Source organism: Paenibacillus glycanilyticus, assembly GCF_023715145.1.
GTDB lineage: Bacteria > Bacillota > Bacilli > Paenibacillales > Paenibacillaceae > Pristimantibacillus > Pristimantibacillus glycanilyticus_A.
Genome location: NZ_JAMBNP010000001.1, coordinates 633,528 through 657,081, shown reverse-complemented (window position 1 = coordinate 657,081; position 23,554 = coordinate 633,528). Strand labels below are relative to the sequence as shown.

The 23,554-nt window shown below is 51.9% G+C and carries 22 protein-coding genes; 19 read left to right on the top strand and 3 right to left on the bottom strand.

All coding sequences use genetic code 11. The features are described from left to right. Position 1 precedes the first annotated feature (1 nt). Complete coding sequence (locus tag M3194_RS03000; protein ID WP_251651532.1) at positions 2–346, bottom strand: YugN family protein; 345 nt, start codon at positions 344–346, stop codon at positions 2–4. A gap of 407 nt (positions 347–753) precedes the next feature. Between M3194_RS03000 and M3194_RS02995 the strand changes: the two genes are divergently transcribed. From M3194_RS02995 to M3194_RS02955, 9 genes are all read left to right on the top strand, one after another. Continuing rightward, the gene (locus tag M3194_RS02995) at positions 754–1,935 is read left to right on the top strand and encodes a M20 metallopeptidase family protein (protein ID WP_251651531.1); all 1,182 of its coding nucleotides are present in this window, start codon (positions 754–756) and stop codon (positions 1,933–1,935) included. Between the two features lie 58 nt (positions 1,936–1,993). Then, a complete protein-coding gene (locus M3194_RS02990) occupies positions 1,994–2,416 on the top strand; it encodes a CBS domain-containing protein (protein WP_251651530.1) in 423 nt (140 codons plus the stop codon). Between the two features lie 128 nt (positions 2,417–2,544). Further along, on the top strand, positions 2,545–4,209 hold the full coding sequence (locus tag M3194_RS02985; protein WP_251651529.1) for a DNA repair helicase XPB: 1,665 nt from the start codon (positions 2,545–2,547) through the stop codon (positions 4,207–4,209). Positions 4,210–4,235: 26 nt separating this feature from the next. After that, entirely contained in the window at positions 4,236–6,008 is a 1,773-nt protein-coding gene (locus M3194_RS02980) for a helicase-associated domain-containing protein (protein WP_251651528.1), read from the top strand. A 73-nt stretch (positions 6,009–6,081) separates the two neighbouring features. Continuing rightward, positions 6,082–6,558, top strand: coding sequence for a YlbF/YmcA family competence regulator (locus tag M3194_RS02975; protein ID WP_251651527.1), 477 nt, complete (start codon positions 6,082–6,084; stop codon positions 6,556–6,558). A 37-nt stretch (positions 6,559–6,595) separates the two neighbouring features. Next, positions 6,596–6,859 (top strand): YlbG family protein, encoded by a 264-nt coding sequence (locus M3194_RS02970; RefSeq protein ID WP_091183438.1) that lies wholly within the window; start codon positions 6,596–6,598, stop codon positions 6,857–6,859. 215 nt (positions 6,860–7,074) lie between these two features. Then, on the top strand, positions 7,075–7,512 hold the full coding sequence (locus tag M3194_RS02965; RefSeq protein ID WP_251651526.1) for a hypothetical protein: 438 nt from the start codon (positions 7,075–7,077) through the stop codon (positions 7,510–7,512). Between the two features lie 100 nt (positions 7,513–7,612). Continuing rightward, complete coding sequence (locus M3194_RS02960) at positions 7,613–8,524, top strand: selenium metabolism-associated LysR family transcriptional regulator (RefSeq protein WP_251651525.1); 912 nt, start codon at positions 7,613–7,615, stop codon at positions 8,522–8,524. After that, on the top strand, positions 8,515–9,378 hold the full coding sequence (locus M3194_RS02955; RefSeq protein ID WP_251651524.1) for a PHP domain-containing protein: 864 nt from the start codon (positions 8,515–8,517) through the stop codon (positions 9,376–9,378). The genes M3194_RS02960 and M3194_RS02955 overlap by 10 nt, the downstream gene beginning before the upstream one ends. Before the next feature lie 42 nt (positions 9,379–9,420). On the opposite strand, the gene M3194_RS02950 is transcribed toward M3194_RS02955, so the two are convergent. Continuing rightward, the gene (locus M3194_RS02950) at positions 9,421–10,005 is read right to left on the bottom strand and encodes a C40 family peptidase (protein WP_251651523.1); all 585 of its coding nucleotides are present in this window, start codon (positions 10,003–10,005) and stop codon (positions 9,421–9,423) included. Between the two features lie 435 nt (positions 10,006–10,440). Beyond that, positions 10,441–12,183 (bottom strand): Rqc2 family fibronectin-binding protein, encoded by a 1,743-nt coding sequence (locus M3194_RS02945; RefSeq protein WP_251651522.1) that lies wholly within the window; start codon positions 12,181–12,183, stop codon positions 10,441–10,443. Positions 12,184–12,341: 158 nt separating this feature from the next. Between M3194_RS02945 and M3194_RS02940 the strand changes: the two genes are divergently transcribed. The 10 genes from M3194_RS02940 (at position 12,342) to M3194_RS02895 (ending at position 23,491) form a co-directional block, all read left to right on the top strand. Further along, positions 12,342–15,116, top strand: a complete 2,775-nt coding sequence (locus M3194_RS02940; RefSeq protein WP_251651521.1) for a calcium-translocating P-type ATPase, SERCA-type — start codon at positions 12,342–12,344, stop codon at positions 15,114–15,116. A gap of 135 nt (positions 15,117–15,251) precedes the next feature. Then, positions 15,252–16,082, top strand: a complete 831-nt coding sequence (gene dapF, locus M3194_RS02935; RefSeq protein WP_251651520.1) for a diaminopimelate epimerase — start codon at positions 15,252–15,254, stop codon at positions 16,080–16,082. A gap of 15 nt (positions 16,083–16,097) precedes the next feature. Beyond that, positions 16,098–17,993 carry a bifunctional homocysteine S-methyltransferase/methylenetetrahydrofolate reductase gene (locus tag M3194_RS02930; RefSeq protein ID WP_251651519.1) on the top strand — a complete coding sequence of 632 codons (1,896 nt, stop codon included), beginning with the start codon at positions 16,098–16,100 and terminating at the stop codon, positions 17,991–17,993. Positions 17,994–18,294: 301 nt separating this feature from the next. Continuing rightward, a complete protein-coding gene (remA, locus tag M3194_RS02925; protein WP_005548256.1) occupies positions 18,295–18,555 on the top strand; it encodes an extracellular matrix/biofilm regulator RemA in 261 nt (86 codons plus the stop codon). A gap of 13 nt (positions 18,556–18,568) precedes the next feature. Further along, on the top strand, positions 18,569–19,186 hold the full coding sequence (gene gmk, locus M3194_RS02920) for a guanylate kinase (RefSeq protein ID WP_251651518.1): 618 nt from the start codon (positions 18,569–18,571) through the stop codon (positions 19,184–19,186). 17 nt (positions 19,187–19,203) lie between these two features. Then, complete coding sequence (gene rpoZ / locus M3194_RS02915) at positions 19,204–19,413, top strand: DNA-directed RNA polymerase subunit omega (RefSeq protein WP_251651517.1); 210 nt, start codon at positions 19,204–19,206, stop codon at positions 19,411–19,413. A 318-nt stretch (positions 19,414–19,731) separates the two neighbouring features. Next, entirely contained in the window at positions 19,732–20,490 is a 759-nt protein-coding gene (locus tag M3194_RS02910) for a DeoR/GlpR family DNA-binding transcription regulator (protein ID WP_251651516.1), read from the top strand. A gap of 28 nt (positions 20,491–20,518) precedes the next feature. Beyond that, the gene (locus tag M3194_RS02905; RefSeq protein ID WP_251651515.1) at positions 20,519–21,241 is read left to right on the top strand and encodes a (Fe-S)-binding protein; all 723 of its coding nucleotides are present in this window, start codon (positions 20,519–20,521) and stop codon (positions 21,239–21,241) included. A 2-nt stretch (positions 21,242–21,243) separates the two neighbouring features. Next, positions 21,244–22,758, top strand: a complete 1,515-nt coding sequence (locus tag M3194_RS02900; protein WP_251651514.1) for a LutB/LldF family L-lactate oxidation iron-sulfur protein — start codon at positions 21,244–21,246, stop codon at positions 22,756–22,758. Continuing rightward, entirely contained in the window at positions 22,751–23,491 is a 741-nt protein-coding gene (locus tag M3194_RS02895) for a LutC/YkgG family protein (RefSeq protein WP_251651513.1), read from the top strand. Before M3194_RS02900 ends, M3194_RS02895 begins: the two co-directional genes overlap by 8 nt. Positions 23,492–23,554 lie beyond the last annotated feature (63 nt).

Here is a 23,554-nt window from a genome sequence, read left to right as displayed (position 1 = left end):
ATTAGGCAAGCAGTTGTTTCAGTTGCTCAAGACGTTGATTCGCTACCGACATAATGGGCTGAGGAATCGGCGATTCGTATTCAAGTCCGTGCGGGAAGGTAGCTTTTCCGATGTATACGTGTTCAATTACGAGCACGGCATGAGGATTTTCAAGCTTGCCTTCAACCGCGCGAGTGTTAACGCGCACGAAATATTCCGATTTTGTCGCTTGGTCTTCCAGCTTAAGATCGTATGTAGCGCGATAATATTCCCATTGCCAGCGTACAAAACCAAGCTGCTCGGCAGAATCATCGAGATGAGCCAATTCGCTTTGAAGGCCGTCAAGACCCGAATTTTCAATAATCATCGTTATTTCCTCCTATAGTTGCTTATGAAATTTAAGTTAATGCTTAAGAAGCTAAGTTTTGTACACAAAACTCACTTGCATTCTTTTCCCATGATAGTATGTTTCCCCAGTCAGCGCAAGACTTACTCTCTCCTGGAGGGCATGCTTTCTCTTTGCCCCATCGACTGGTTCTGTTAGAATAGAACAAAGACCATGTTTTGTTTTACAAAACCAAGTTAATGCTTACGAAGCAAGTTTTGCTTCGCAAAACGAAGTTAATGCTTACGAAGTAAGTTTTGTTTCTTTAAGCTTTGCGATGCAAAGCTTTCGTTTTCACAAAACCAAGTTAATGCTTACGAAGTAAGTTTTGTTTCAACTTTGCGATGTAAAGCTTTCGTTTTCACAAAACTTTTTAGGAGGTATGCTGCATGAAGACAAGCGGCTACATAAAAGAACAGCTGCAGCGTCTTTATCCGGATATGGTCCGGTGGCGCAGACATCTCCATCAGAACCCGGAGCTGTCATTCCAAGAGGTACATACATCCCGATGGATTGCAGATCAATTAAACGCTTTTGGCTGTGAGGTGCGCAAAGACGTCGGCGGTCACGGTCTTCTGGTTACGATCAAAGGGGATTTGCCTGGACCTGTAGTTGCGCTTCGAGCAGATATTGACGCGCTTCCCATTCAAGACGAGAAGGAATGCGATTACCGCTCCAAAGTACCGGGGGTTATGCACGCCTGCGGTCACGACGGGCATACGGCGGCATTGCTTGCGGTGGCGAGCTATTACCAGCAGCATAAAGCCGAGCTTGCCGGCGAACGGCGCTTAATCTTCCAGCCTGCCGAGGAGCAGACGCCCGGCGGTGCACTCCGGATGATAGAGGACGGTGCGCTCGACGGCGTTGACGCGATCTATGGCGTTCATTTATGGTCGCCGCTCCCTTATGGACAGGCCTCCACAAAGCCCGGGCCGTTTATGGCAGCGGCAGATGAGTTTACATTAGAAATCGTTGGGCTTGGCGGACATGGCGGCATGCCGCATAAGACGGTAGATACAATAGTTATTGGTTCGGCTTTGGTGCAGTCCGTTCAATCGATCGTTGGTCGCAACGTTGATCCGCTGAAGCCTGCAGTCGTTACCATCGGTTCCTTCCAGGCCGGGACGACGAATAATGTCATTGCGGAACGCTGCGTCATGAAAGGGACTGTCCGTACCTTTGATGAAGAGACTCGAAAGCTCACCCATGAGCGGCTTGAGCAGCTGGTTAAGCACACATGCGGCATGTACGGAGCAAAGTACGATTATCATATGCGTATCGGTTATCCGCCCGTTGTGAATGATGAGCAGGAAGCGGGCCGTTTCTTCCGCGTATCGGGAGAACTGTTTGGCGAAGCGAACACCATTCGGTCGGAAGCGATGATGGTTGCGGAAGACTTCTCATATTATCTGGAGAAAGTACCGGGATGCTTTATGTTTATTGGAGCGGGCAATGAAGAGACGGGAGTGGTGCATGCCCATCATCATCCGCGTTTTGACATCGATGAGCGCGCCATGGTGCATTCTGCCCAATTGCTTATTCAGATGGCGGAAGATTTTGCCAAAGCATGACGGAACTGCAGGCTGGATATCCTAACAGCAAGATATTCAGATGAAGGAGGTATCCGCCTTGGGTAAACAGGTCAAAGAGGTTATGTCCTCGCCTTGTATCACGGCAACATTAAAGGATAACGTGTATGAGCTTGCCGTCTTAATGAAGCAGCATGATATTGGATTTATTCCTATTGTAGAGGGTACAAAGTTGATTGGCGCGGTAACCGACCGGGATTTAGTCGTACGGGGATACGCCGAGAAGCATTCCGGTTCAACGGCCGTAGAGACGGTTATGACAAGGGAACTGCTTACGATTTCGCCTGATACGTCAATGGAGGAAGCGGCGGGATTGATGGCGAGGCACAAAATCCGCCGTCTTCCTGTCGTAGAGAATGGCCATTTGGTTGGCGTAGTCGCAATAGGCGATCTGGCTATCCGGGATGGCTTCATTCAGGAGGCCGGTGCAGCTCTGAATGAAATTTCGGAGCATGTGCATTAGATGAAAGAACGGGACTTTTACGGGGTGTAGTACCTTGGAGAAGTCCCGTTTTCCGTATAAAATGCTGGATATTTTTGCATACTGTGAGGTGAGCTAGTTACTGCTGTAAGCATAGGGGGAGAAACGTATTGTTGGAACATCAAGATGGACCTTTAATTGTTCAATCGGATATGACGGTGCTGCTCGATTACGAGCATCCAATGGCGGAGGAAGCGCGCAGGAAGCTGATCTTGTTCGCCGAGCTGGTGAAACGTCCGGGTAATTGGCATACGTATAAAATGTCTTCGCTATCCCTATGGAACGCAGCTTCAACGGGGATGGACGCGGCATCTATTATTGATTCATTGAAACAATACGCAAGGTATGGCCTACCTGGCGTATTGGAGACGAATATTCGCATCCTGATGGAACGGTACGGTAAGCTGCGCCTCGAAATCAGCGAGGGCAAGCTGCTGTTATACGGGGAGGAAAGCCTGCTTCATGAGCTCGCTGGTCATTCTGTCATTGCGGAATGTCTGCAGGAACGGATAAACGGCGGGACCTGGGAGGTTAGCCCGGAACACAGGGGGCAGCTTAAGCAAGAATTGATTAGACTTGGTTTTCCCGTCATCGATCTTGCCGGTTATCATACGGGGGAAGCTTTGTCTGTAGCGCTCAGGCATGTTACGAAGCAGGGCCGGTCATTTATGCTAAGGGATTATCAGCATCAAGCGGTTAATCTCTTTTATAAGGAAGGAACGATTCAGGGGGGCAGCGGAGTTGTAGTGCTTCCGTGCGGAGCGGGCAAGACCATTGTTGGCATCGCCGCGCTGGCTAGGCTGAACAGCGCAACGCTCATACTGACCTCAAACGCCACGAGCGTGCAGCAGTGGAAGGAGGAGCTGCTCGATAAGACCACTCTCCTTCCGTCGGAGGTTGGGGAATATACGGGATCTTCGAAACAGGTCCGTCCCGTTACCATTGCCACCTATCAGATTCTGACCCACCGCAAGTCCAAGAAGGACTCGTTTAGCCATATGAAGCTGTTCTCGGAGCGGGACTGGGGACTCATTATTTATGACGAGGTGCATCTTCTGCCTGCGCCAGTGTTCCGTATGACGGCCGATATTCAAGCTACAAGAAGGCTGGGGCTGACCGCCACCCTGGTGAGGGAAGATGGCTGTGAAGAGGATGTCTTTTCTCTGATCGGGCCTAAGCAATTCGAACTTCAGTGGAAAACGGTTGAAGCGGAAGGTCATATCGCTTCCGTCAAATGCACGGAGATCCGCGTTCCGCTGGATCAGGGGATTTCGGAGCTTTATCACTCCTCGGAAAAGCGGTCAAGGGCCAGGCTCGCGGCAGAGAACCCCGGCAAGGTAACCGTTGTCCGCCAGCTTCTGGAGCGGCATCAAGGTACCCCGACCCTTATTATCGGGCAATATCTGGACCAGCTGCACGCCCTGGCCGATTCGCTCGCGGTGCCCGTCATTACAGGTGAATTGCCGCAGCAGGAGCGTCAAAGCTTATACGAACAGTTTAAGGCGGGCGACGTTCCGGTCCTGGCTGTTTCCAAGGTAGCGAATTTCGCGGTGGATCTGCCGGATGCCGCCGTAGCGATTCAAATTTCGGGAAGCTATGGTTCGAGGCAGGAGGAAGCACAGCGGATCGGCCGTATTTTGCGCCCGAAGGGCGGGCTGAATGAGGCATGGTTTTACACAATCGTAACGGACGATACCAGCGAAACGGAATACGCCGCCAGGCGGCAGATGTTTATGCTGGAGCAGGGCTACCAATATGAGCTTGAGAAACGATAACGGTATAAATAAGGGAGGGTATCTTCATGTTTGTGAAAGAATGGTCGGAGAAGCTGACGAGTGAAACCAAGCAGCAATTCATGGATTCTCCCTTCTGGATAGAAGCCGCAAATCGCGGGCTGTGCTGGGAGAATGCGGTTATTGATAAGCTGTCTATTCAGGAAGCGGTAGAAAGAATGGATGAAGCAAGCGTCGCGGTCTTGCGGACGTTCTATAGCTGCTTTGGAGCCGGTCCTGTTTCGGAGGAGCGGCTTTTTTCATTGCGGGAGGAATTATCCGGAGCAGAGTTCCGGTATGGTCTTATCCAGCTGCAAAACGCCGGAATCGTCTTTGCCCTCCGTCAGGGCTGGGGAGAAAGGCTGTATGCGATGCCAAGTGATTGCTTTATGCTATGGCATCCGTTCTTGTTCGGAATAAACAAGCTGCCCGCAGAAGGTGCTGCTTTCGCGCATTGGGAGCAGAGGCAAGAGGATGCAGCGAGTAAGCCTCTAGGTAGGCAGCTGCTGGCCGCATGGGCAGAGCTGGCCCGCACGGGTACTGATCTGACCGCCAAAGGAATACTGCCCAAGAAAACAACGGCTAAGCTGATGCTTGCTATTTCGTTTACGGATGAAGATATGGCGCAGGCGGGTTGGCAGTCCGCCAATCAAGATCCCTATCGTCCTGCGGCAGCTTTCCTCTTGAAGGTAAGCGAGCACTTAGGCGTGCTTGTCCACGAAAAGAACCGGTTACGCTGGGAGAAGAACAGGCTGGCAGAATGGTTCTCGGAGCCTGAGCTTATGCAAGAAGCTTTATTGCTGCAATGGTGTTTGGAAGATCTGCTGGAGAAGAAACCGGCGATGTGGCATATCATGGCTCTTCTAGCCCGCCTTGACCCGGGGACTTGGTATTCGGAAGCGGCTGTATCAGCGCAGTTCCTTCAACTAGGTTTAAAGGAGGTGGACTGGGAGCAAAGCATGAACAGCTGTTTGAAGCTGCTACGTGTCTTCGGCTGGGTTGAGCTCGCAAGGACCGAGGGCGGGAGGATGCTCCGATGGACGATGATGCCGCTATTCATGCATCAAGAACAGCTTCCGGCCATGCGTCCGGAACCGATCATGAGTGAACCTAACGGCGATCTTCTTGTTCCGCCGGGCTGTACGTATCGCATCCGCTGGGAACTCGAGCTTATCGCTGACAGAAAGAGCGATGACCAGTTATCCGTATGGCAATTAAATCAATCCTCGATAAGAAGAGCGCTGTCGCATGGGCGGACCATCCCTTCAATCCTGAATTTTTTGCAGGCGGCTTCCGGCGGAGCTCCGATTTCTCCAATTCTTCAAACCAGCCTTACCGACTGGGGAAAACAGGATGCCGGTAATGTCGATAAGGCCAAGCTGCTAACGGACGGCTATCCCGTGCTGCCGCAGGAACATCAAGCATCTGGCAGCTTTATTCTTCGCTCTTCCGGGAGGACGCTTGCTGGCAACGAAATCATGAATCATGAAGATTTCAGGATCGAACGGTTTCTGCCAGAGCTCGAACGGGTACCTACTAATTGGATGCAGCAGCTCAGATCCTATCATCATTCCACGCGCTTCGAAATCATGGAGAGGGCATTAAGCTGGCAGGCTCCCGTACAGTTAAGCATGGATGATGCGGTTGTTGCGTTTGTTCCTGCCCGATTGGAAAGAGTGGATGGCGGCTGGACGGTTACCGGCCTGCTCAGGGAGGCCTCGGCGAACCGGGAGGTTTGCTTGACTCCGGAAATGTGGCAGGGGATGAAGTTGGTTGCGCCGGGAGTCAGTGGATTTGTGTAAAATTGTATCAATTCTTTGAATGATTATGATATGATAGGATATAAGCAAGTGTAAAAGAAAAGAGGGTGAACAAATGCCAACGACCACAGTTCTGCCCTACAATGATGCAAGCGGCGTTTCTTCGCTGGATATGGCGTCGCTGCTGCTGTGCGCATACGAGCTGGGTGACTTTATTAATCAATCGGCGGAAGTTGCCGATTATCTATATTGGAAAGAAGCTGTTAACGAGGACGAGCAGGTGAAACAACTGTCCAAGCAATTCGCGAAAGCGAAGGAGCTGTTCTCGGAATGTGAGCGATTCGGAAGATTTCATCCGGATTATCATGCAGCCAAGGATAAAGTTAAGCTAATCGAGCGTGAGCTCGACCAGATCGAAGCCGTGAAGCGCTTCAAGCTGGCCGAGCAGCAAGTCGATACGATGCTGTACGATGTATCGCGCATGATTGCGGAATCGGTATCCGACACGATTAAGGTGCCGGGCAATGAAGGGAAAACGGGCGGCTGCGGAAGCGGCGGTTCATGCAGCTGCGGAAGCGGCGGCTGCGGATAGCCCTTTACTTGATTCGACTCGACGGAGGGAATAGATGTTGTTACCGGAACGGACAGGTTATATCATATGGGTCAGCGATCTGAAAGCGGCAAGAACGCTGGAAAAGTACGGAACCGTTCATTATATGTCACGCAAAATGCATTATGTAGTGATATACATGAACGCAGAGCGTGCAGAGGAAGCAGTTAAAAATATAAGCCGTCTGCCTTTCGTACGCAAGGTTGAACGATCTTACCGCAATGAACTAAAGACGGAATACAGTAAAGACGCCGTTGATAAAACAAGATTTTATAGCATGTGAGCATGTGTATAATTAAATAATAATGCGGGAAGATCGCTGGTACACGAAGAGACCATGTACGGCGATCTTCTTTCTTTTATTTTATTTTACAAATAATTACATTTTTGGGCTGAGTTTATTTTATTGTTGAAATCTCGGACAATCATGGTTAAAATATCCTTATACATAAAAAGTGGTAAAAAAGACCTGGTTCCTAAGACGGAGGTGTGGCGACGATGAAGGACAAAATAACTAGAAGATGGAGTACTTATGAAACATTTTGCGTTGAATTGGGCGATAAGAAAGTGGCGGACATCGTTATTACAAACCATGCCAGGAGCCGGTGGGTGGATCGGGTTGAAAGTGAGAAGACGGGCTACGAGGATATTGCCGAATTCTTATGGGAGTGCCTGAAGCAAGGACGGGTTGAGTCTTATTACCGGAATGAAGAGGATGTTTACCTGATTGACGACGATTTGGTATTTGTTGCGGAATTTGCAACATCGGAAACAGACATGGATCTGCTGGGCAATCCGCTACATAAAATGATCGTTGTTACCTTCCTGGGACGAATGTCGGAAACAATTGAGCTGCGTGACTTGAAATCATACTATTCATGGCTTCGTCATTCCCGAAGAATGACATTGGTGAAGAACAGCCGAAAAAGAAAATAATCGAGGGAATATGGCAGGCGCATCATCCTTATCATGGGATGCTGCGCTTTTTTGCGATCATTTGTAGTATAATAACCGCTATGAGAGGATGGTCGGACAGATGGCGCTTAATTTTCACCAACTACATATTTTTTACACGGTAGCCGAGCGGGGAAGCTTCTCCGCGGCCGCCCAATCCCTGCATATGACGCAGCCGGCTGTTACGATGCAGGTTCAATCGCTGGAGGATTATTTCGGTACAAAGCTGCTGCAGCGTTCAACGAAACGGATTGATTTGACGGAAGCGGGTAAAGCGCTTATGCCCTACGCCCGCAGAAGCATTGAGCTGATCCGCGACACGGATCAGGCGATGTCCGCTTTCACCAAGCAGTTAAAGGGAAGGCTGCAGCTTGGAGCGAGCCTGACCATTGGAGAATATATTCTGCCTCGTCTGCTTGGCCCGTTCGGACAGACGTTTCCCGAGATTTCAATAAGCATGAAGGTCATGAATACCGCTCAGATCATGGAAGAGATCATGAATCATCAGCTGACCTTTGGCTTGATCGAAGCCCCGGTGAATCATCCTGATATGCAGATGGAAGCAGTCATGAGCGATGAGCTGAAGCTGATTGTGCCGAAGGATCATCCGCTGTCTAAGCGGCCTACGGTGATGCTGGATGAAGTGGCGCAATATCCGTTTGTGGTCAGAGAGCAGGGCTCCGGTACTCGCCTTGTCATGGAGGAACAGCTGAAGCGCAAAAATATCGATCCTGCCGATCTGAAAATCGTGATGGAGCTCGGCAGTACGGGAGCGGTCAAGTCGGCCGTCGAAGCCGGACTTGGTTTATCCTTCATCTCGGAATCGTCCGTGAAACATGAAGTAGCGCTGGGACTACTGCATGTGGTGCCGATTGAGGATGTTCGGTTCAAACGGCAGTTCTATTCCATCTATCTGAAATCAACCCTTTTGCCGATTTCGGCAGTGACGTTCCTTACTTTTTTAAGAGAGAAGGATTTGCAGCAATGGTTGTAGGAAAAGCGGATTTACACAATCATACGACGGCTTCAGACGGAACGATGTCTCCGCCTGCTGTTGTTGCCCGCGCAAAGGCAGCGGGCCTTGCCGCCGTAGCCATTACGGATCATGATACGATGGCAGGGATAGAGGAAGCCATTGCGGCAGGCGAACGGCTTGGCATTATCGTCGTTCCCGGCATAGAGCTAAGCACGGTTGCGGGCGGCCGGGACATTCATGTGCTGGGTTACTATCCGGACTGGCATAACGGACTTTGGCAGGAGCGTCTGACAGGGCTTCGGGTGACGCGCGGCAGGCGGAACGAAATGATCATTGAGCGGCTAGTTCAGCTTGGCATTCCGGCCACGATGCAGGAAGTAGAGCGGATTGCTTCTGAGCAGGCAGGTGCAGCAGGCAGCAAAGGCAAAGAGAAGACCATTGGCCGGCCGCATATTGCCGAGCTTCTGATCAGGAAGGGCATTGTGTCTACAATGGCTGAAGCGTTTGACCGATATCTCGCGGATGGCGCTGCGGCATATGCGAATCCACCGAGTCTTCATCCATTTGAAGCAATTGAATGGATCCGCGAGGCAGGAGGAACCAGTGTCATCGCGCATCCGGGCTTATACGGAAGGGATGATCTTGTCGAGCAGCTCATTCAGAAGGGCGTTCAAGGAATCGAAGTCTATCACTCCGATCACGGCCCTGATGAAGAGAAGCGTTATGGAGATTTGGCTAGGCGCCACGGGCTCATAATTACGGGCGGTTCTGACTTCCACGGAGAGCGCCAAGGCGAGGTATTTCATGGCGAGATCGGCAGCAGGACAGTAGATGCAGTAGTGCTCGATCAGTTGAATAAGAAGCAATGCTAAAAGCGGTGCATAGAATGCACCGCTTTTTTGTATGTCTGCCGACTAATTCACAATTCTTTTTGCGTAAACCAGCGATTTGGCAAACCATGTGCCTTCCATTGGTTCGTAGGTTACCTTCGCGCGTCCGCCGCCGGCTTGAAGGATGTAGTGCTTGCCATTAACAACGCCTGCATAAATGCCGACATGACCGCCGCCGCCGCTTGTTGAGCGGTTTAACGATCCATCACCGGGGTCAGCCGAGTTTTTGAAGAACAGCAGGTCTCCGACTTTCAGGTTTTTGTATTTATTTTTGGAGTCAACGATAACTTGTTTGCCGATGCTGCTGCTGTAGCGCTGTGTGCGCGATGCACTGGAAAACTTTATTCCGAGCGTGCTGCTGTAAACCCAGGAAGTGAAATTGGAGCAGTCAAAACCGTAACCGGGCTTCTGAACGCCGCTGCGCCACTTGACGCCGAGCTGGGTTTTGCCTTTTGTAATCAATTTGCTAAGCTGCGTGCTTTGTACGGTAGATGCTGCAGCTGCTTTAGGAGTAGCTATTCCGATTGCAGGGGCTTGTACAACCCCGGATAAAGCAATGACGCCCGCAAGAGTAATGATCCCTTTTTTGAAGATGGTTTTTTTAGTCATGTATGTATTCCTCCCAGTATGTATTTGGTGCGATAGCCAGAACAGGTTTTGTTTGGCACTTTTATACTAATGACATTCTGGTGGGAAAGTAAGCTAATAAAAGTTACCAATTTAATTTTTTAGCATAAAATAAATATTTATTTATTAATCCTTTATTCACCTGTTAAGAAAATATTGTTAATAATCATGAATTTTATCGGACTCGCAAATAGGAATGAAGGTTAATGACAGCTTGTGATTAATGATTTTATGTATTAAACATCATAAAGGGAATATAAGGTTTTATTTTTGTCGCAAGAGGCGTTTTTTCCAAATCGAGGATTTCGTTGAATAACGGCTTGTTAAAGTTTTTTAATTTTCATCGAAGTATAAGCAAAGGGTGGAGAAGCATGAAAAAAAAGCCCACCCTCAGTTGAGGATGGACTGTATTTAGACTCAATTCACGCTGCGAGATGGCATGGCCTTGATCCGTTGCTCATCCGGTGTGATGAACAGCGTCTTCTGATGATCGTAAATAACGAAGCCGGGCTTTGCCCCGCTTGGCTTGCGGACATGGCGGATAAACGTATAATCCACCGGAATCAGGCTGGACTCGCGGGCCTGACTGTAATAGCCGGATAACATAGCGGCTTCCTCGAGAGTGGCATCGCCAAAGTCACCGCCGCGGATCACGACATGAGATCCAGGAATATCCTTGGTATGCAGCCAGACATCGGATGGGGAAGCGAGCCGGTTGGTTAAGTATTCGTTCTGCGTATTGTTCTTGCCGACATAAATGCTGACGCCCTCCGAAGAGGTGTAGCAGATCAAGGTTGGCTTGGCCGTTTTTTTCCGTTTAGGACCTCGTTTTACCCTGCTTCGAAGATAACCCTGCTCCACGAGCTCGTCTCTAATCTCCTCAATATCCGCCAGCGAGGCGTTATCCAGCTGCTGCAGGAGAGTTTCCATGTAGGTAATCTCATCCTGCGCAAGGGCCATTTGTTCCTCAACAACGGCAATACTGTTCTTCTGCTTGGTGTATTTGCGGAAATACCGCTGGGCATTCTCCGATGGCGTTAGCTGCACATCCAGCTCGATGGTGACGGTTGCTTGCTCTTCGTCATAGAAGTTGATTAATTCGACGGACTTGTCCCCCCGGTTAATCTGATGCATATATGCCGTTAGCAATTCGCCGATCACGCGGTATTTGTCCGCGTCCTGCGCTTCCTCAACCGTTTCCCGAAGCTTATCCATCTTCTTCTCGTTCTTGACCTTCTCATTCTGCACGAACCTGATTAGATCCAGTGCGCGCTGCTTGACCGTATCCCGTTCCGCTTTGTCGCCGTAATAGGCTTCCAGACATTCGCTAATAGCGCCATAGGTCTGGGATGGTCCTTGAATATGGGTAATCGGCGTTATCGAGAAGTAAGCTTTGCCGTTTCCATCAACTGCGATATTCGGAGTGTAAGCATGTGCCCGGACGTCGTTCATGAGGGTCTCGAAGCTGTTCCAGAGGCTGATACTTCTTGCCTCGGCGCGATATACGATTTCTTTGGCAAGCAGCGGGCTTAGTCCGCTGAACGCTTGAACAAGCTGGCGCTGGGGTGGCAGCTTTTCATCACCTTCCGACGCACCCGGCTGTTCGAGCGCTGCCAGGAACTGTGCCTCGCCGGCTATGCCAAGCGGATCCGTCTTGCCTTGATCAGGCGGGGCAGAGTACTTGCTGCCGGGCATAACAATCCGGAAGGTACTGATAGCAGGCGTTACATGATGGATGCCATCATGGATGATCCCCGTTGAAGGATCGAGCAAAATAATGTTGCTGTGCCGTCCCATAATTTCAATGACGATCGTCTTCAGCGATACATCGCCAAGCTCGTCCCGGTGCCGGACGTCCATATGGATAATCCGTTCGCGTCCGATCTGCCGTACCGCTTCAATCGTTGCGCCTTCGCAATATTTGCGCATCAGCATGCAGAACATTGGGGCTTCCATCGGGTTAACGTAAGAAGCATTGGTCCAGTGAACGCGCGGATAAGTCGGATTGGCGGACAAGAGCAATTTGCCTTGAGCACCGGCTCCTCGGATGCTGAATACGAGATCATTATCCGTCGGCTGATGGATTTTATGAATGCGAGCGCCGATGCAGCGCTGAAGCTCTTCTACTATTGCGTGAATAACAATGCCGTCTAAGGCCATGAGGTTTGTATCTCCTTTAATATATGTCTTTCTCTATCATGCCATAGTTAAACCAAAAACTTAAGTCTTTAAGTGGGATATTTTGCAGTTTGTCCGAATACATTTAGGCTTGAGAGGCTGTCCGAGAGCGCTCGGCATATACGGGAGGGAGTCGTACAATGGAACAAATGAAATGGCACCAAATGGAAGCGGGCGATCTGGCGAATACGCTGGGCAGCTCACTTGCGCAAGGGCTGTCTGCATCGGAAGCAGAAGACAGGCTGTCGAAGAACGGGCGGAATGAGCTGGCTGAGGGCGAGAGGATCTCTCCGGTCATGCTGCTGCTGAATCAATTCAAGGATTTCATGGTGCTTGTGCTTATGGGCGCAACTCTCATATCGGGGCTCTTGGGCGAATATTTGGATGCCGTTACGATTGTAGCCATTATCGTGCTTAATGCTGTCCTGGGCTTCATTCAGGAGTTCCGCGCGGAGAAGTCGCTTAATGCTCTCAAGGAGCTGTCGGCGCCAACGGCGAAGGTAATTCGCGGCGGCGAACAGCTGATCATCGCGGCCAAAGAGCTTGTTAAAGGGGATATAGTGCTGCTGGAGAGCGGGGACCGCATTCCTGCCGATGTCCGGCTGCTTGAAGCGAACAGCTGTTATGCCGAAGAATCTGCCCTTACAGGGGAGTCCGTGCCGGTTGGCAAGCATGCCGCTGCCATCCACGAAGCCGAACTGCCGCTCGGCGATCAGCGCAACTTGGGCTTTATGGGCACAATGCTTACACGCGGCACCGCAAAAGGCGTTGTCGTGCGGACAGGCATGGAAACGGAAATGGGGAAAATCGCCGGCCTCATTCAACAAACAGAATCGATGGAAACGCCGCTTCAGCACAGACTGGAGCAGCTTGGCAAAATATTGATTGCGGTTGCGATCGGTCTCACCATCATGGTCGTTATTGCCGGCATTCTGCACGGACAGCCTGCCTACGGCATGTTCCTGGCAGGGGTCAGCCTTGCGGTCGCTGCCATTCCGGAAGGGCTTCCGGCTATCGTTACGATTGCACTGGCTCTTGGCGTACAGCGGATGATCAAGCGAAAGGCGATTGTCCGCAAGCTGCCTTCCGTTGAAACGCTGGGCTGCGCCTCCGTCATTTGCTCGGACAAAACCGGGACACTTACCCAAAATAAAATGACGGTCACCAATATCTGGCTTGGCGGCCGCCATCTTCAAGTCACAGGAGAAGGCTACGAGCCAACGGGAGCGGCTTTCGAAGACGGCGCAATGGTCGATATCAAGCATGATATTTCGATGAAACGGCTTCTGCAGATTTCGGCGCTTTGCAATAACGCGATTGTCACCCAGGCCGAGCAGCAGGATTCGAAGAAACGGAAGAGCAAAGAAGTGCAGGAGGAATGGGTGCTTAAGGGCGATCCGACGGAAGGCGCGCTTACGGTTCTGTCCGCTAAGCTTGGAATGTCCGCCAAATCGCTGGAGGGCTTATATAAGAGGGAAAAAGAATACCCGTTTGATTCCGAACGAAAGCGGATGAGCGTTCTTGTGTCCCATCAAGGCGGCCGGGTTGTTTATACAAAAGGGGCTTCTGACGTATTAATGGACCATTGCAGCTATGTGTTGTGGGACGGCAAAGTCGTACCGTTCACCGCGACTTTGAAGAAAAAATGCGCCGATGCCGCAGAAGACATGGCACAGTCCGCCTTGCGCGTACTTGGCCTCGCTTACCGGGATATCCGCAGCGGCGAAGCAACTGAGACGGAAAGTGACGTGGAATGCCACCTTGTATTTGTTGGTTTGACCGGCATGATCGATCCGCCGCGCCGCGAGGTGCGTGAAGCGATTGCGACCTGTCGCCGCGCCGGCATCAAGACGGTCATGATTACGGGTGACCATCAGCTGACGGCTGAAGCCATTGCGGGCCAGCTTGGCATTATGCCCCGCGGCGGCGTTGCGATGAGCGGCCGCCAGCTGGAGAACATGACGGACGAACAGCTCGACCGCCATGTGGATAACATTTACGTATATGCCCGCGTATCCCCGGAGCATAAGCTCCGGATTGTCAAATCTCTTCAAAGGCAAGGGCATGTCGTTGCCATGACCGGCGACGGCGTGAACGACGCTCCTGCCATCAAGGCGGCTGACATCGGCATTGCGATGGGGATAACCGGTACGGATGTATCCAAGGAAGCTTCGGCGCTAGTTCTTAGCGATGACAACTTCGCAACGATCGTGTCTGCTATCGAGGAAGGCAGGAGCATTTACGAGAATATCCGCAAGTTCATCCGTTATCTGCTTGCATCCAATGTCGGCGAAATTCTGACGATGTTCCTGGCGATGATGGCGGGACTGCCGCTTCCGCTTGTGCCCATTCAGATTCTGTGGGTTAACCTCGTAACGGACGGTCTGCCGGCCATGGCGCTTGGCGTCGACCAGGCCGAGAAGGACCTGATGCAGCAGAAGCCGCGCTCGGCTAAGGAAAGCGTCTTTGCCAGAAGGCTTGGCTGGAAAATCATCAGCCGCGGCGTACTCATCGGCGTATGTACGCTAGGCGCCTTCTGGATTACCTTGAAGCTTGCTCCGGGCACAGCGGCAGAGCAGCTGACCAAAGCGCAAACGGTCGCTTTTGCCACACTCGTCATGGCTCAGCTCATTCACGTCTTCGACTGCCGCAGCTCGCGCTCCATCTTCCACCGCAATATCCTGCAGAACCGTTACCTGGTGCTCGCCGTGCTGTCGTCCTTGATTCTGATGATCGGCGTTCTCTACATTCCGATGCTTCAGCCAATCTTCAAGACCGTGCCGCTGAACTTCCGCGAATGGTGCCTGGTGTTCGTGGCGGCAGGCATTCCGACCTTCCTGATGGGCATCGGCAGCGTGCTTGGCACAAGCAAGCCAAAAAACAAGCCGGCCAAAATGGCGTTTAAAAATGTCTGATTTTAAGCGACGAAATGACGCAAAAAGTGCAAATCATGATCGGAATTATGAATAGCGTTTCCCTTTGCTTTGCGGTATGCTAAGAAAAAATGATAGCTTATTTATCTAATAGCTGCAGCAAAGGGGAACCCTATAATGAAATTTACAAAAATGCATGGCTTGGGAAATGATTTTATCGTCGTAGCAGGCGAGCAGCAGCTGCCTGGCAACGTTGCGGAACTGGCTGTTAACCTGTGCAACCGGTTCTTCGGAATCGGCGCTGACGGACTGGTCTACATCCTTCCGTCGGAAGTGGCGGATTTCCGCATGCGCATCATCAACTCCGACGGCTCGGAGGCTGAGCAATGCGGCAATGCCATCCGCTGCGTGGCGAAATACGTATACGATAACGGCCTTACTAATAAAGAAGAGATCAAGATCGAAACGCTTGGCGCAGGCGCGCAAACCGTACAGCTGAATGTTACGGACGGCAAAGTGCAGCAAGTCCGCGTCGACATGGGCGAGCCGATTCTAAACGGTTTGCAGGTTCCTACAACGGTTGATGCAGAGCGCGTAATCGAGCATCCAATCGAAGTGGACGGCCGCGAATTCCGCTTCACGGCGGTATCGATGGGCAACCCGCACTGCGTTATCTACGTTGACGATGCCGCTAACTTTGATCTTGCAACATGGGGACCTAAGCTGGAGACTCATCCGATGTTCCCTCGCAAAATTAACGTTGAGTTCGTAACCGTGAAATCCCGTGAACATACGGAAATGCGCGTTTGGGAACGCGGCGCCGGCCCTACGCTTGCATGCGGCACCGGCGCTTGCGCAACGGTCGTATCTTCCGTCCTGAACGGATTGACGGACCGCACCGCGGTTGTATCGCTTAAAGGCGGCGACCTGAAGATTGAATGGAACGAAGCGGATAATCATGTTTATATGACTGGACCTGCAGCCGAGGTATTCCGCGGCGAATGGTAATAGGGAGAAATGAATATGAAGCCCGATTTAAGAACGAAGCTTAAGCAGCGTATCTTGACCGGGGACGGCGCGATGGGAACCTATCTGTATCAGATGGGGTTCCCTGTCGGCGTTTCTTACGAAGAATTGAATATGACGCGTCCCGATGTCATTGAGAGCGTCCACCGCCGTTATTATGAGGCAGGAGCCCGCGTCATCGAGACCAACACGTTCTCCGCTAACTTGGTTAAGCTGTCCAAATACGGTCTGGAGCCGGATATGGAAGCGATTAACCGCGCCGGCGTACGCATCGCGAAGGCCGCGGCAGGAGCCGATGCCTATGTTGTTGGCGCTGTTGGTTCGATCCGTGCGGGCAAGCTGAAGGATGTGCGGACCTCCGAAGTCTCCGATGCGTTTGAGCGCCAGCTTGAAGCTCTTCTTGCCGAAGACGTGGACGGAATTCTGTTTGAAACGTTTTATGATTTTGACGAAATGCGCCTGGCCTTGGGACTCGTTCGGAAATTGTCCCAGGTGCCTGTTATTTGCCAGTTTGCCGTCGAAGATGTCGGCCGCACGCAGGACGGTACCGGCTTGCTGGATGCCTTCTCCTTGCTGAAGGACGAAGGAGCGGACGTTGTTGGCTTTAACTGCCGAAGCGGTCCAAACGGCATTATGAGGGCGGTAGACGCGATCGGCGGACCGGTTGAGCTGCCGCTTTCGATTTTTCCGAACGCGGGTATTCCGGATTATGTAGACGGGAAATACACTTATACGGCCGGACCGGAGTATTTTGCCGAGACGGCGCTGCGCTTTGCGGACCGGGGTGCCCGTATCATCGGCGGATGCTGCGGAACGACGCCCGAGCATATTGCGGCAATGGCCAAGGCGTTGAACGGCTATGCGCCGCAAAGCGGTACCGCAGCCGCAGCAATCGCCGAAGCTCCGGAGGCTGAGGTTATCGACATCGCTGAGCCGACCGAAGTAGTGAAGGACGCTTCGGAAGAACGCGCGGACACGCCAAGCATTTCGGAACCAACGCTTGTCGATACCGTAAAAGTAAGGCATACCGTCATCGTTGAGCTGGATCCTCCGCGTGATTTGGATATTACGAAGTTTATGGCCGGTGCCGCTGCGATCAAGGCATGCGGTGCGGACGCGATTACGATGGCGGACAACTCGCTTGCGGTGACCCGAATGAGCAATCTGGCGCTTGCTGCGCTTGTGAAGGAGAAGGTCGGGCTTCGGCCGCTTGTTCATATTGCCTGCCGCGACCGTAACCTGATCGGCACGCAGTCGCATCTGATGGGGCTTGATGCGCTTGGCATCGACCATGTGCTGGCGGTTACCGGAGATCCGGCTCGATTTGGGGATTTGCCGGATTCCAGTTCGGTTTATGATCTGACTTCGTTTGAGATGATCCGGATGACCAAGCAATTAAACGAAGGAATTGCCTTTTCGGGCAAGCCGCTGAAGCAGAAGGCGAATTTCGTCGTTGGCGCGGCTTTTAATCCAAACGTCAAGCATCTGGACAAGGCCGTACAGCGGCTGGAGAAGAAAATCGCCTCCGGCGCGGACTATATTATGACCCAGCCGGTCTATGATCCGGTCCTGATCGAGAAGATCGCGGAAGCAACCAAGCATTTGTCTGTTCCTGTATTTATCGGCATTATGCCGCTTGCGAGCGGGCGCAATGCGGAGTACCTGCATAACGAGGTGCCGGGTATCCAGTTATCCGATGAAGTACGGAAGCGGATGGCGGGCCTGGAAGGCGCGGCGGGACGGGCAGAAGGCGTTCGGATTTCCCAGGAGCTGCTTGATGCGGCCCTTCGGCATTTCAACGGCATATACTTCATGACGCCGTTTATGTTCTATGAAATGGCGGTTGAATTGACCCGCTATGTATGGACGAAAACCGGGGTGCAAAGACGCTGAATCTTCTGATTTCGCATTTTCTCTTGTTCGTTTCTCCAAAATCCATTAAAATATATAACAATGGATCGGGCTGCCTGTTTGACTGGCTGCAACTTTCCCGGGACAGGCATTGCCCGGCAGAAGCGGCAACAGGCGTGAAGGCGCGGCGTGGAACGTATGCTCCGGACTTTTTTCGTCAACAATAGTGCAATGGTTCTGTCGTTATTTGGCAGGCCGAGCAACACATCAGGGTCCAATATTTTTATAAATAGATTTGTTTTATACGGGAGTTGCACGAGGAAGACCGGAGGGGGAACCTGACTTGGCTATTAAACTTATTAATATCGGCTTCGGCAATATTGTTTCAGCCAATCGCATTATTTCAATTGTTAGTCCGGAGTCGGCACCAATTAAACGGATTATTCAAGAAGCACGTGACAGACATATGCTGATTGACGCGACTTACGGAAGACGCACGCGTGCTGTCATCATTACGGACAGCGACCATGTCATCTTGTCGGCCGTGCAGCCTGAAACGGTTGCGCATCGATTGTCGACCAAGGATGACGATAACGACGAATAGTACGGGGAGTAATATGGATAAGGGATTGTTGATTGTATTGTCCGGACCTTCAGGCGTTGGAAAAGGAACCGTGTGTTCCGTCCTGCGCCAAAAAGTGGCTGAACTTGTCTATTCCGTATCGGCTACGACGCGGAAGCCTAGACAAGGCGAGATCGATGGCATTAATTATTTCTTCAAGACTAGAGAGCAATTCCAGGAGATGATCGCTAACGATGCGCTTCTGGAGCATGCCGAGTATGTCGGCAATTGCTACGGTACTCCGCGTGATTTCGTTGAGAGTACGCTCGCGAGCGGCAAGGACGTTATTCTGGAAATTGAAGTACAGGGCGCTTTGAAGGTGAAGGAGAAGTTCCCGGAAGGCGTGTTTGTCTTCCTGCTGCCGCCTTCGCTTGATGAGCTGAAATCCCGTATTACGGGCAGAGGAACGGAAACCCAGGATACGATCAATAACCGGATGACGGTAGCAGTTGAAGAAATGAGCCTGATCCGTCATTATGATTATGCGGTTGTTAATGATGAGATTGATGCCGCGTGTCATCGTATTCAAAGTATTATTGTAGCTGAGCATTGCCGCAGAGACCGGTATTATAATCATTTGGCAGAATTGCCGGCTGCTACCGAGAAAGTCTGAGCGAGAGGTGAAGAATAATGTTGTATCCATCGATTGATGAAATGGTAAAGAAAGTTGATAGCAAATATTCGCTCGTTGTAGCGGCTTCCAGACGTGCGCGCATGCTGCGCAACGGTGAGAAATCCGAGCTTCGCAACCCGAAATCCCGCAAATTTGTTGGTGTTGCACTGGAAGAGATCTTCCACGACATCGTACAAGTTGAACAATCGTCAGAAAAACAAGACTAATAAGTATAATGAAGGATAGGATGGAGCGATAAGCTCCGTCCTATTTTTTTTGTCCAAGCCTTCTATGATCATGTCCGTTTTTGTTTGAAATAGTTGTTTTCAAAAATAAACAAACATGTTAACATATAAACAAACAAAAACAAATCTAATTCGGAGGGAAATCAAAATGACTCGCAAGTTATGGGATTCCTGCTAAATCACCCGTCCGAACTTCCTTTTGGTCATAGAGCCTGCGATCCTTCGTTGTATAATAAATAGCTTGGCCTTAAAATATCGATAGGCAATGGAAAAACGAGAAGAATGAGAAAGAGGTAGGCTATGCTGGTTGCGGAACGGTATGAAACGATAGTTCGATTGGTGAATGAGCGGGGCAGCATTCGTGTGTCGGAGCTCAGTGAGCTTTGTCAGGTTACGGAGGAGACGATTCGCCGGGATCTAGACCGTCTGGAGCAAGCCGGACGGCTTCGCCGCTCTCATGGCGGCGCAGTAAGCGTGAAGGATGCGCAGCCGGAAACGCCGGTGGCGGAGCGGGAAATTATGCATGCGGATGAGAAGAGACGCATTGCCGAAGAAGCGGTCAAGCTCATTAAGCCAAATGACCGGATATTGCTGGACGCCAGTTCAACTGCCTGGTACATGGCATCGATCCTGCCGGATATTCCGCTCACTGTTTTGACCAATTCGATCAAGGTCGCTATCGCGCTCAGCAACAAGGAGAAGATCGAAGTGATCTCGACCGGCGGTATTCTGGCTTCGCGTTCTTTGTCTTATGTAGGACCGCTCGCGGAACGGTCACTCGAAACCTATCATGTAAACAAGCTGTTTCTATCCTGCAAAGGCGTGCATTTGGAGCGCGGCATCAGTGAATCCAATGAGCTTCAGGCACGAATTAAACATAAGATGCTCGGTATTGCGGAGCAGGTTATTCTGCTTGCGGATTCCAGCAAGTTTGGCGTTCAGGCATTTACCCATGTAGGCGATCTGGCCGAGGTTGATGCCATCATCACGGACCGCCGGCTTTCCCAGGAAGCTGCTTCGCAATTATCGGAGCGTTCAATACCGGTTACGATGGTTTAACCAATTGACACGTTTGTGAGGTGACGAGGTGAAGGTATCATTATTTATCACCTGTCTTAGCGACACGATATATCCCCGCGTTGGGGAGGCCATGGTCAGACTTCTGGCCAAATACGGTATTCAGCTTCATTTTCCAACGGTTCAGACCTGCTGCGGCCAGCCCGCCTTCAACAGCGGTTATTGGAAGGAAGCACGGGAGAGCGCCAAGACGATTCTTGACGCATTCGAGGACAGCGACTTCGTTATTTCGCCTTCCGGCTCCTGTACGGGCATGATTCATCATTATCCCAAGCTGTTCGAGGGTGAATCGCTGATGTACGAGCGGGCGGTGAAGCTTCAGCGCAAATCCTATGAATTTACGCAGTTTTTGGTTCAAGTGCTTGGCGTCAAGGATATCGGCGCCGTATTTCCTCATAAAGTGACGTATCATCCTTCCTGTCACGGCAGCAGGCTGCTTGGGATTAAGGAAGAGCCGATGGAGCTTATGCGCCATGTGCAGGGTCTTGAGCTGATTCCGCTGCCGTTTGCCGAGGACTGCTGCGGCTTTGGCGGTACCTTTGCCGTGAAGATGGCGGATATATCCGGGGCGATGGTTACCGAGAAGGTGGACCATGTGCTGGAGACGGAGGCAGAGGTGCTTGTCGGGCTTGATCTGGCTTGTCTGATGAATATTGCAGGCAATCTGCGGTACCGCAATCAGCCCGTTAAGGTGATGCATTTGGCAGAGCTGCTGTATGAAGGGGTGAAGTAGGCATGAGTACGGCTGGAGCAGCATCCACGGTGAAAGAACGCGCCGATCTGGCGCTGAACGATGAATTCCTGCGCAAGGCGGTTAAGTTCACGACGGAACGGCTTCGCAACGGGAAAAAACAAGCTTCCGCCGAGCATGGCAATTGGGATGATTGGCGGGAGCGCGGACGGCAGATCCGGCTTCATACGATTGCTCATCTGGACTATTATTTGAATCTTTTTGCAAATCAGGCGCGGGCAAACGGCGTACATGTGCATTTTGCCGAGACGTCGGCAGAAGCGGTGAAGCTGTCGCTGGAAATTGCGCAGCGGAAGCAAGCGAAGTCGGTCGTAAAGTCGAAGTCGATGGTGACGGAAGAGCTGCATTTGAATCATGAGCTTGAGTCCATCGGCGTTGAGGCGATTGAGACGGATCTTGGCGAGTATATTATTCAGCTTGCCGGAGAGACGCCGTCCCATATTATTATCCCGGCCATTCACAAGAACCGTTACCAGGTGGCGGATCTGCTCTCGCAAGAAGCGGGCGAGACACTGGCGCCGGATACATCCGTTCTGGCTGGATTCGTACGCAAGAAGCTCCGCGAGAAGTTTCTCGAAGCGGATATCGGAATGACGGGCTGCAATTTCGCGATCGCCGAGACGGGCTCGATGGTTTTATTCGAGAATGAAGGCAACGCGCGGATGGTCACGACGGTTCCGAAGACGCAGATTACGCTGATGGGGATGGAGCGGATTATTCCTTCCTGGGCGGATCTCGAGGTTATGGCAACGCTTCTGCCGCGTTCGGCAACCGGGCAGAAGCTTACCGTCTATATGTCCGGCATTACCGGACCTAGACGGGAAGAGGATTCGGACGGTCCGGATGAGATGCATATCATTATTGTCGATAACGGACGTTCCCTGCAGCTTGGCGATCCGGAGTTCCAGGAGCTCCTGAACTGTATACGCTGCGGCGCTTGCCTGAACGCTTGTCCGGTATACCGTCACATCGGCGGGCATGCGTATGGCGGCACGTACAGCGGTCCGATTGGAGCGGTTCTAACCCCCGCGCTGAACAAAAATGTAGCGGAGTGGGACGATATCGCGAACGCATCCAGTCTATGCGGTGCCTGCTATGAAGCTTGCCCTGTGAAAATACCCCTGCATGAAATGCTGATCTATTTGCGCCGGCGCAAGCTGGAGCGGGGTCACGGGGATGCGGCGGAGTCGCTTGGCATGAAGGGGTTTGCGGCCGTAATGGGGAATTCGAAGCGTTACGCCGGCATTGTGAAGCTTGGCAAGCTGGGGCAGAAGCTGATTGTACGGGACGGCGGTATTCGTCTGAAGCTTGGCCCTCTCAAAGGCTGGAATACCTACCGCGTAACGCCTAGCCTGCCGAAGAAATCATTCCGCGACCAATGGGGCACGTTGGAACAAGAGCTGCGCCATGGGCTGCAGGAGCTTGATCCCGCTGCACGCAGCCGGATGGAAGCGATTGTGCGGGATAGAGACAGCAAGGGAGGCAGCGGACATGGCTAAGCAGGCAGGTTCACATGAGGAGTGGCTGGAGCAGTTAGCCGAGGAGTCGAAGCGCAAGCAGGAAGCGTTCATGAACGGCATTGCCGGGAAGCTGGGGCATCCCCGGATGACCTCGGCGCCGGAGCATCCATTCCGCGGAGCGCCGGATTTCTGGGAGGCCTTCGAGTGGCCGCTTGAGGAGCGGATAGACCGGTTCGAGGACAACTTCAAGGCAGCTGGCGGGCATGTGGCGCGGCTGCTTGATATGGAGGCGGCCAAGCGGTTTATTGCGGAGAAGGCGGAGGTGCTGAGTGCCAAATATGTCATTCGGCAAAATCAGCCGGAGCTTAATGAGCTTGGTCTGGAGGAAGCGCTTGCCGGATCGGGAGCGGAGGTCCGCGTATGGAACGGCGAAGCGGAAGAGAATTGGCGGGCAAGAGCTGCGGAGTCGGACTTCGGCGTAGTCGTTGCCGATTATGCAGTCGCTTATACCGGCTCCGTGACCGTATTGTCCTCGAAGGATAAAGGACGTTCGGTAAGCCTGCTGCCGACGGCATTGTTTGTGCTTATTCCGCTTGAGCGGCTGAAGACCCGCCTTGGCGAGGTGCTGCGGAACTTTGATGCGGCAGGCCGCGAGCAGCTGCCGGCGGGGATTCACTTCATCTCCGGGCCAAGCCGCTCAGCCGATATCGAGAATGACCTGACAATTGGCGTTCATGGACCCGGCGTGGTCTATGCTTTGCTGATTGGTTAACGGTGCGAGTGAGCCCGTATGCTTGGCTTGGCGTTTCTGGCGCCGGGCTGAGCATGCGGTTTT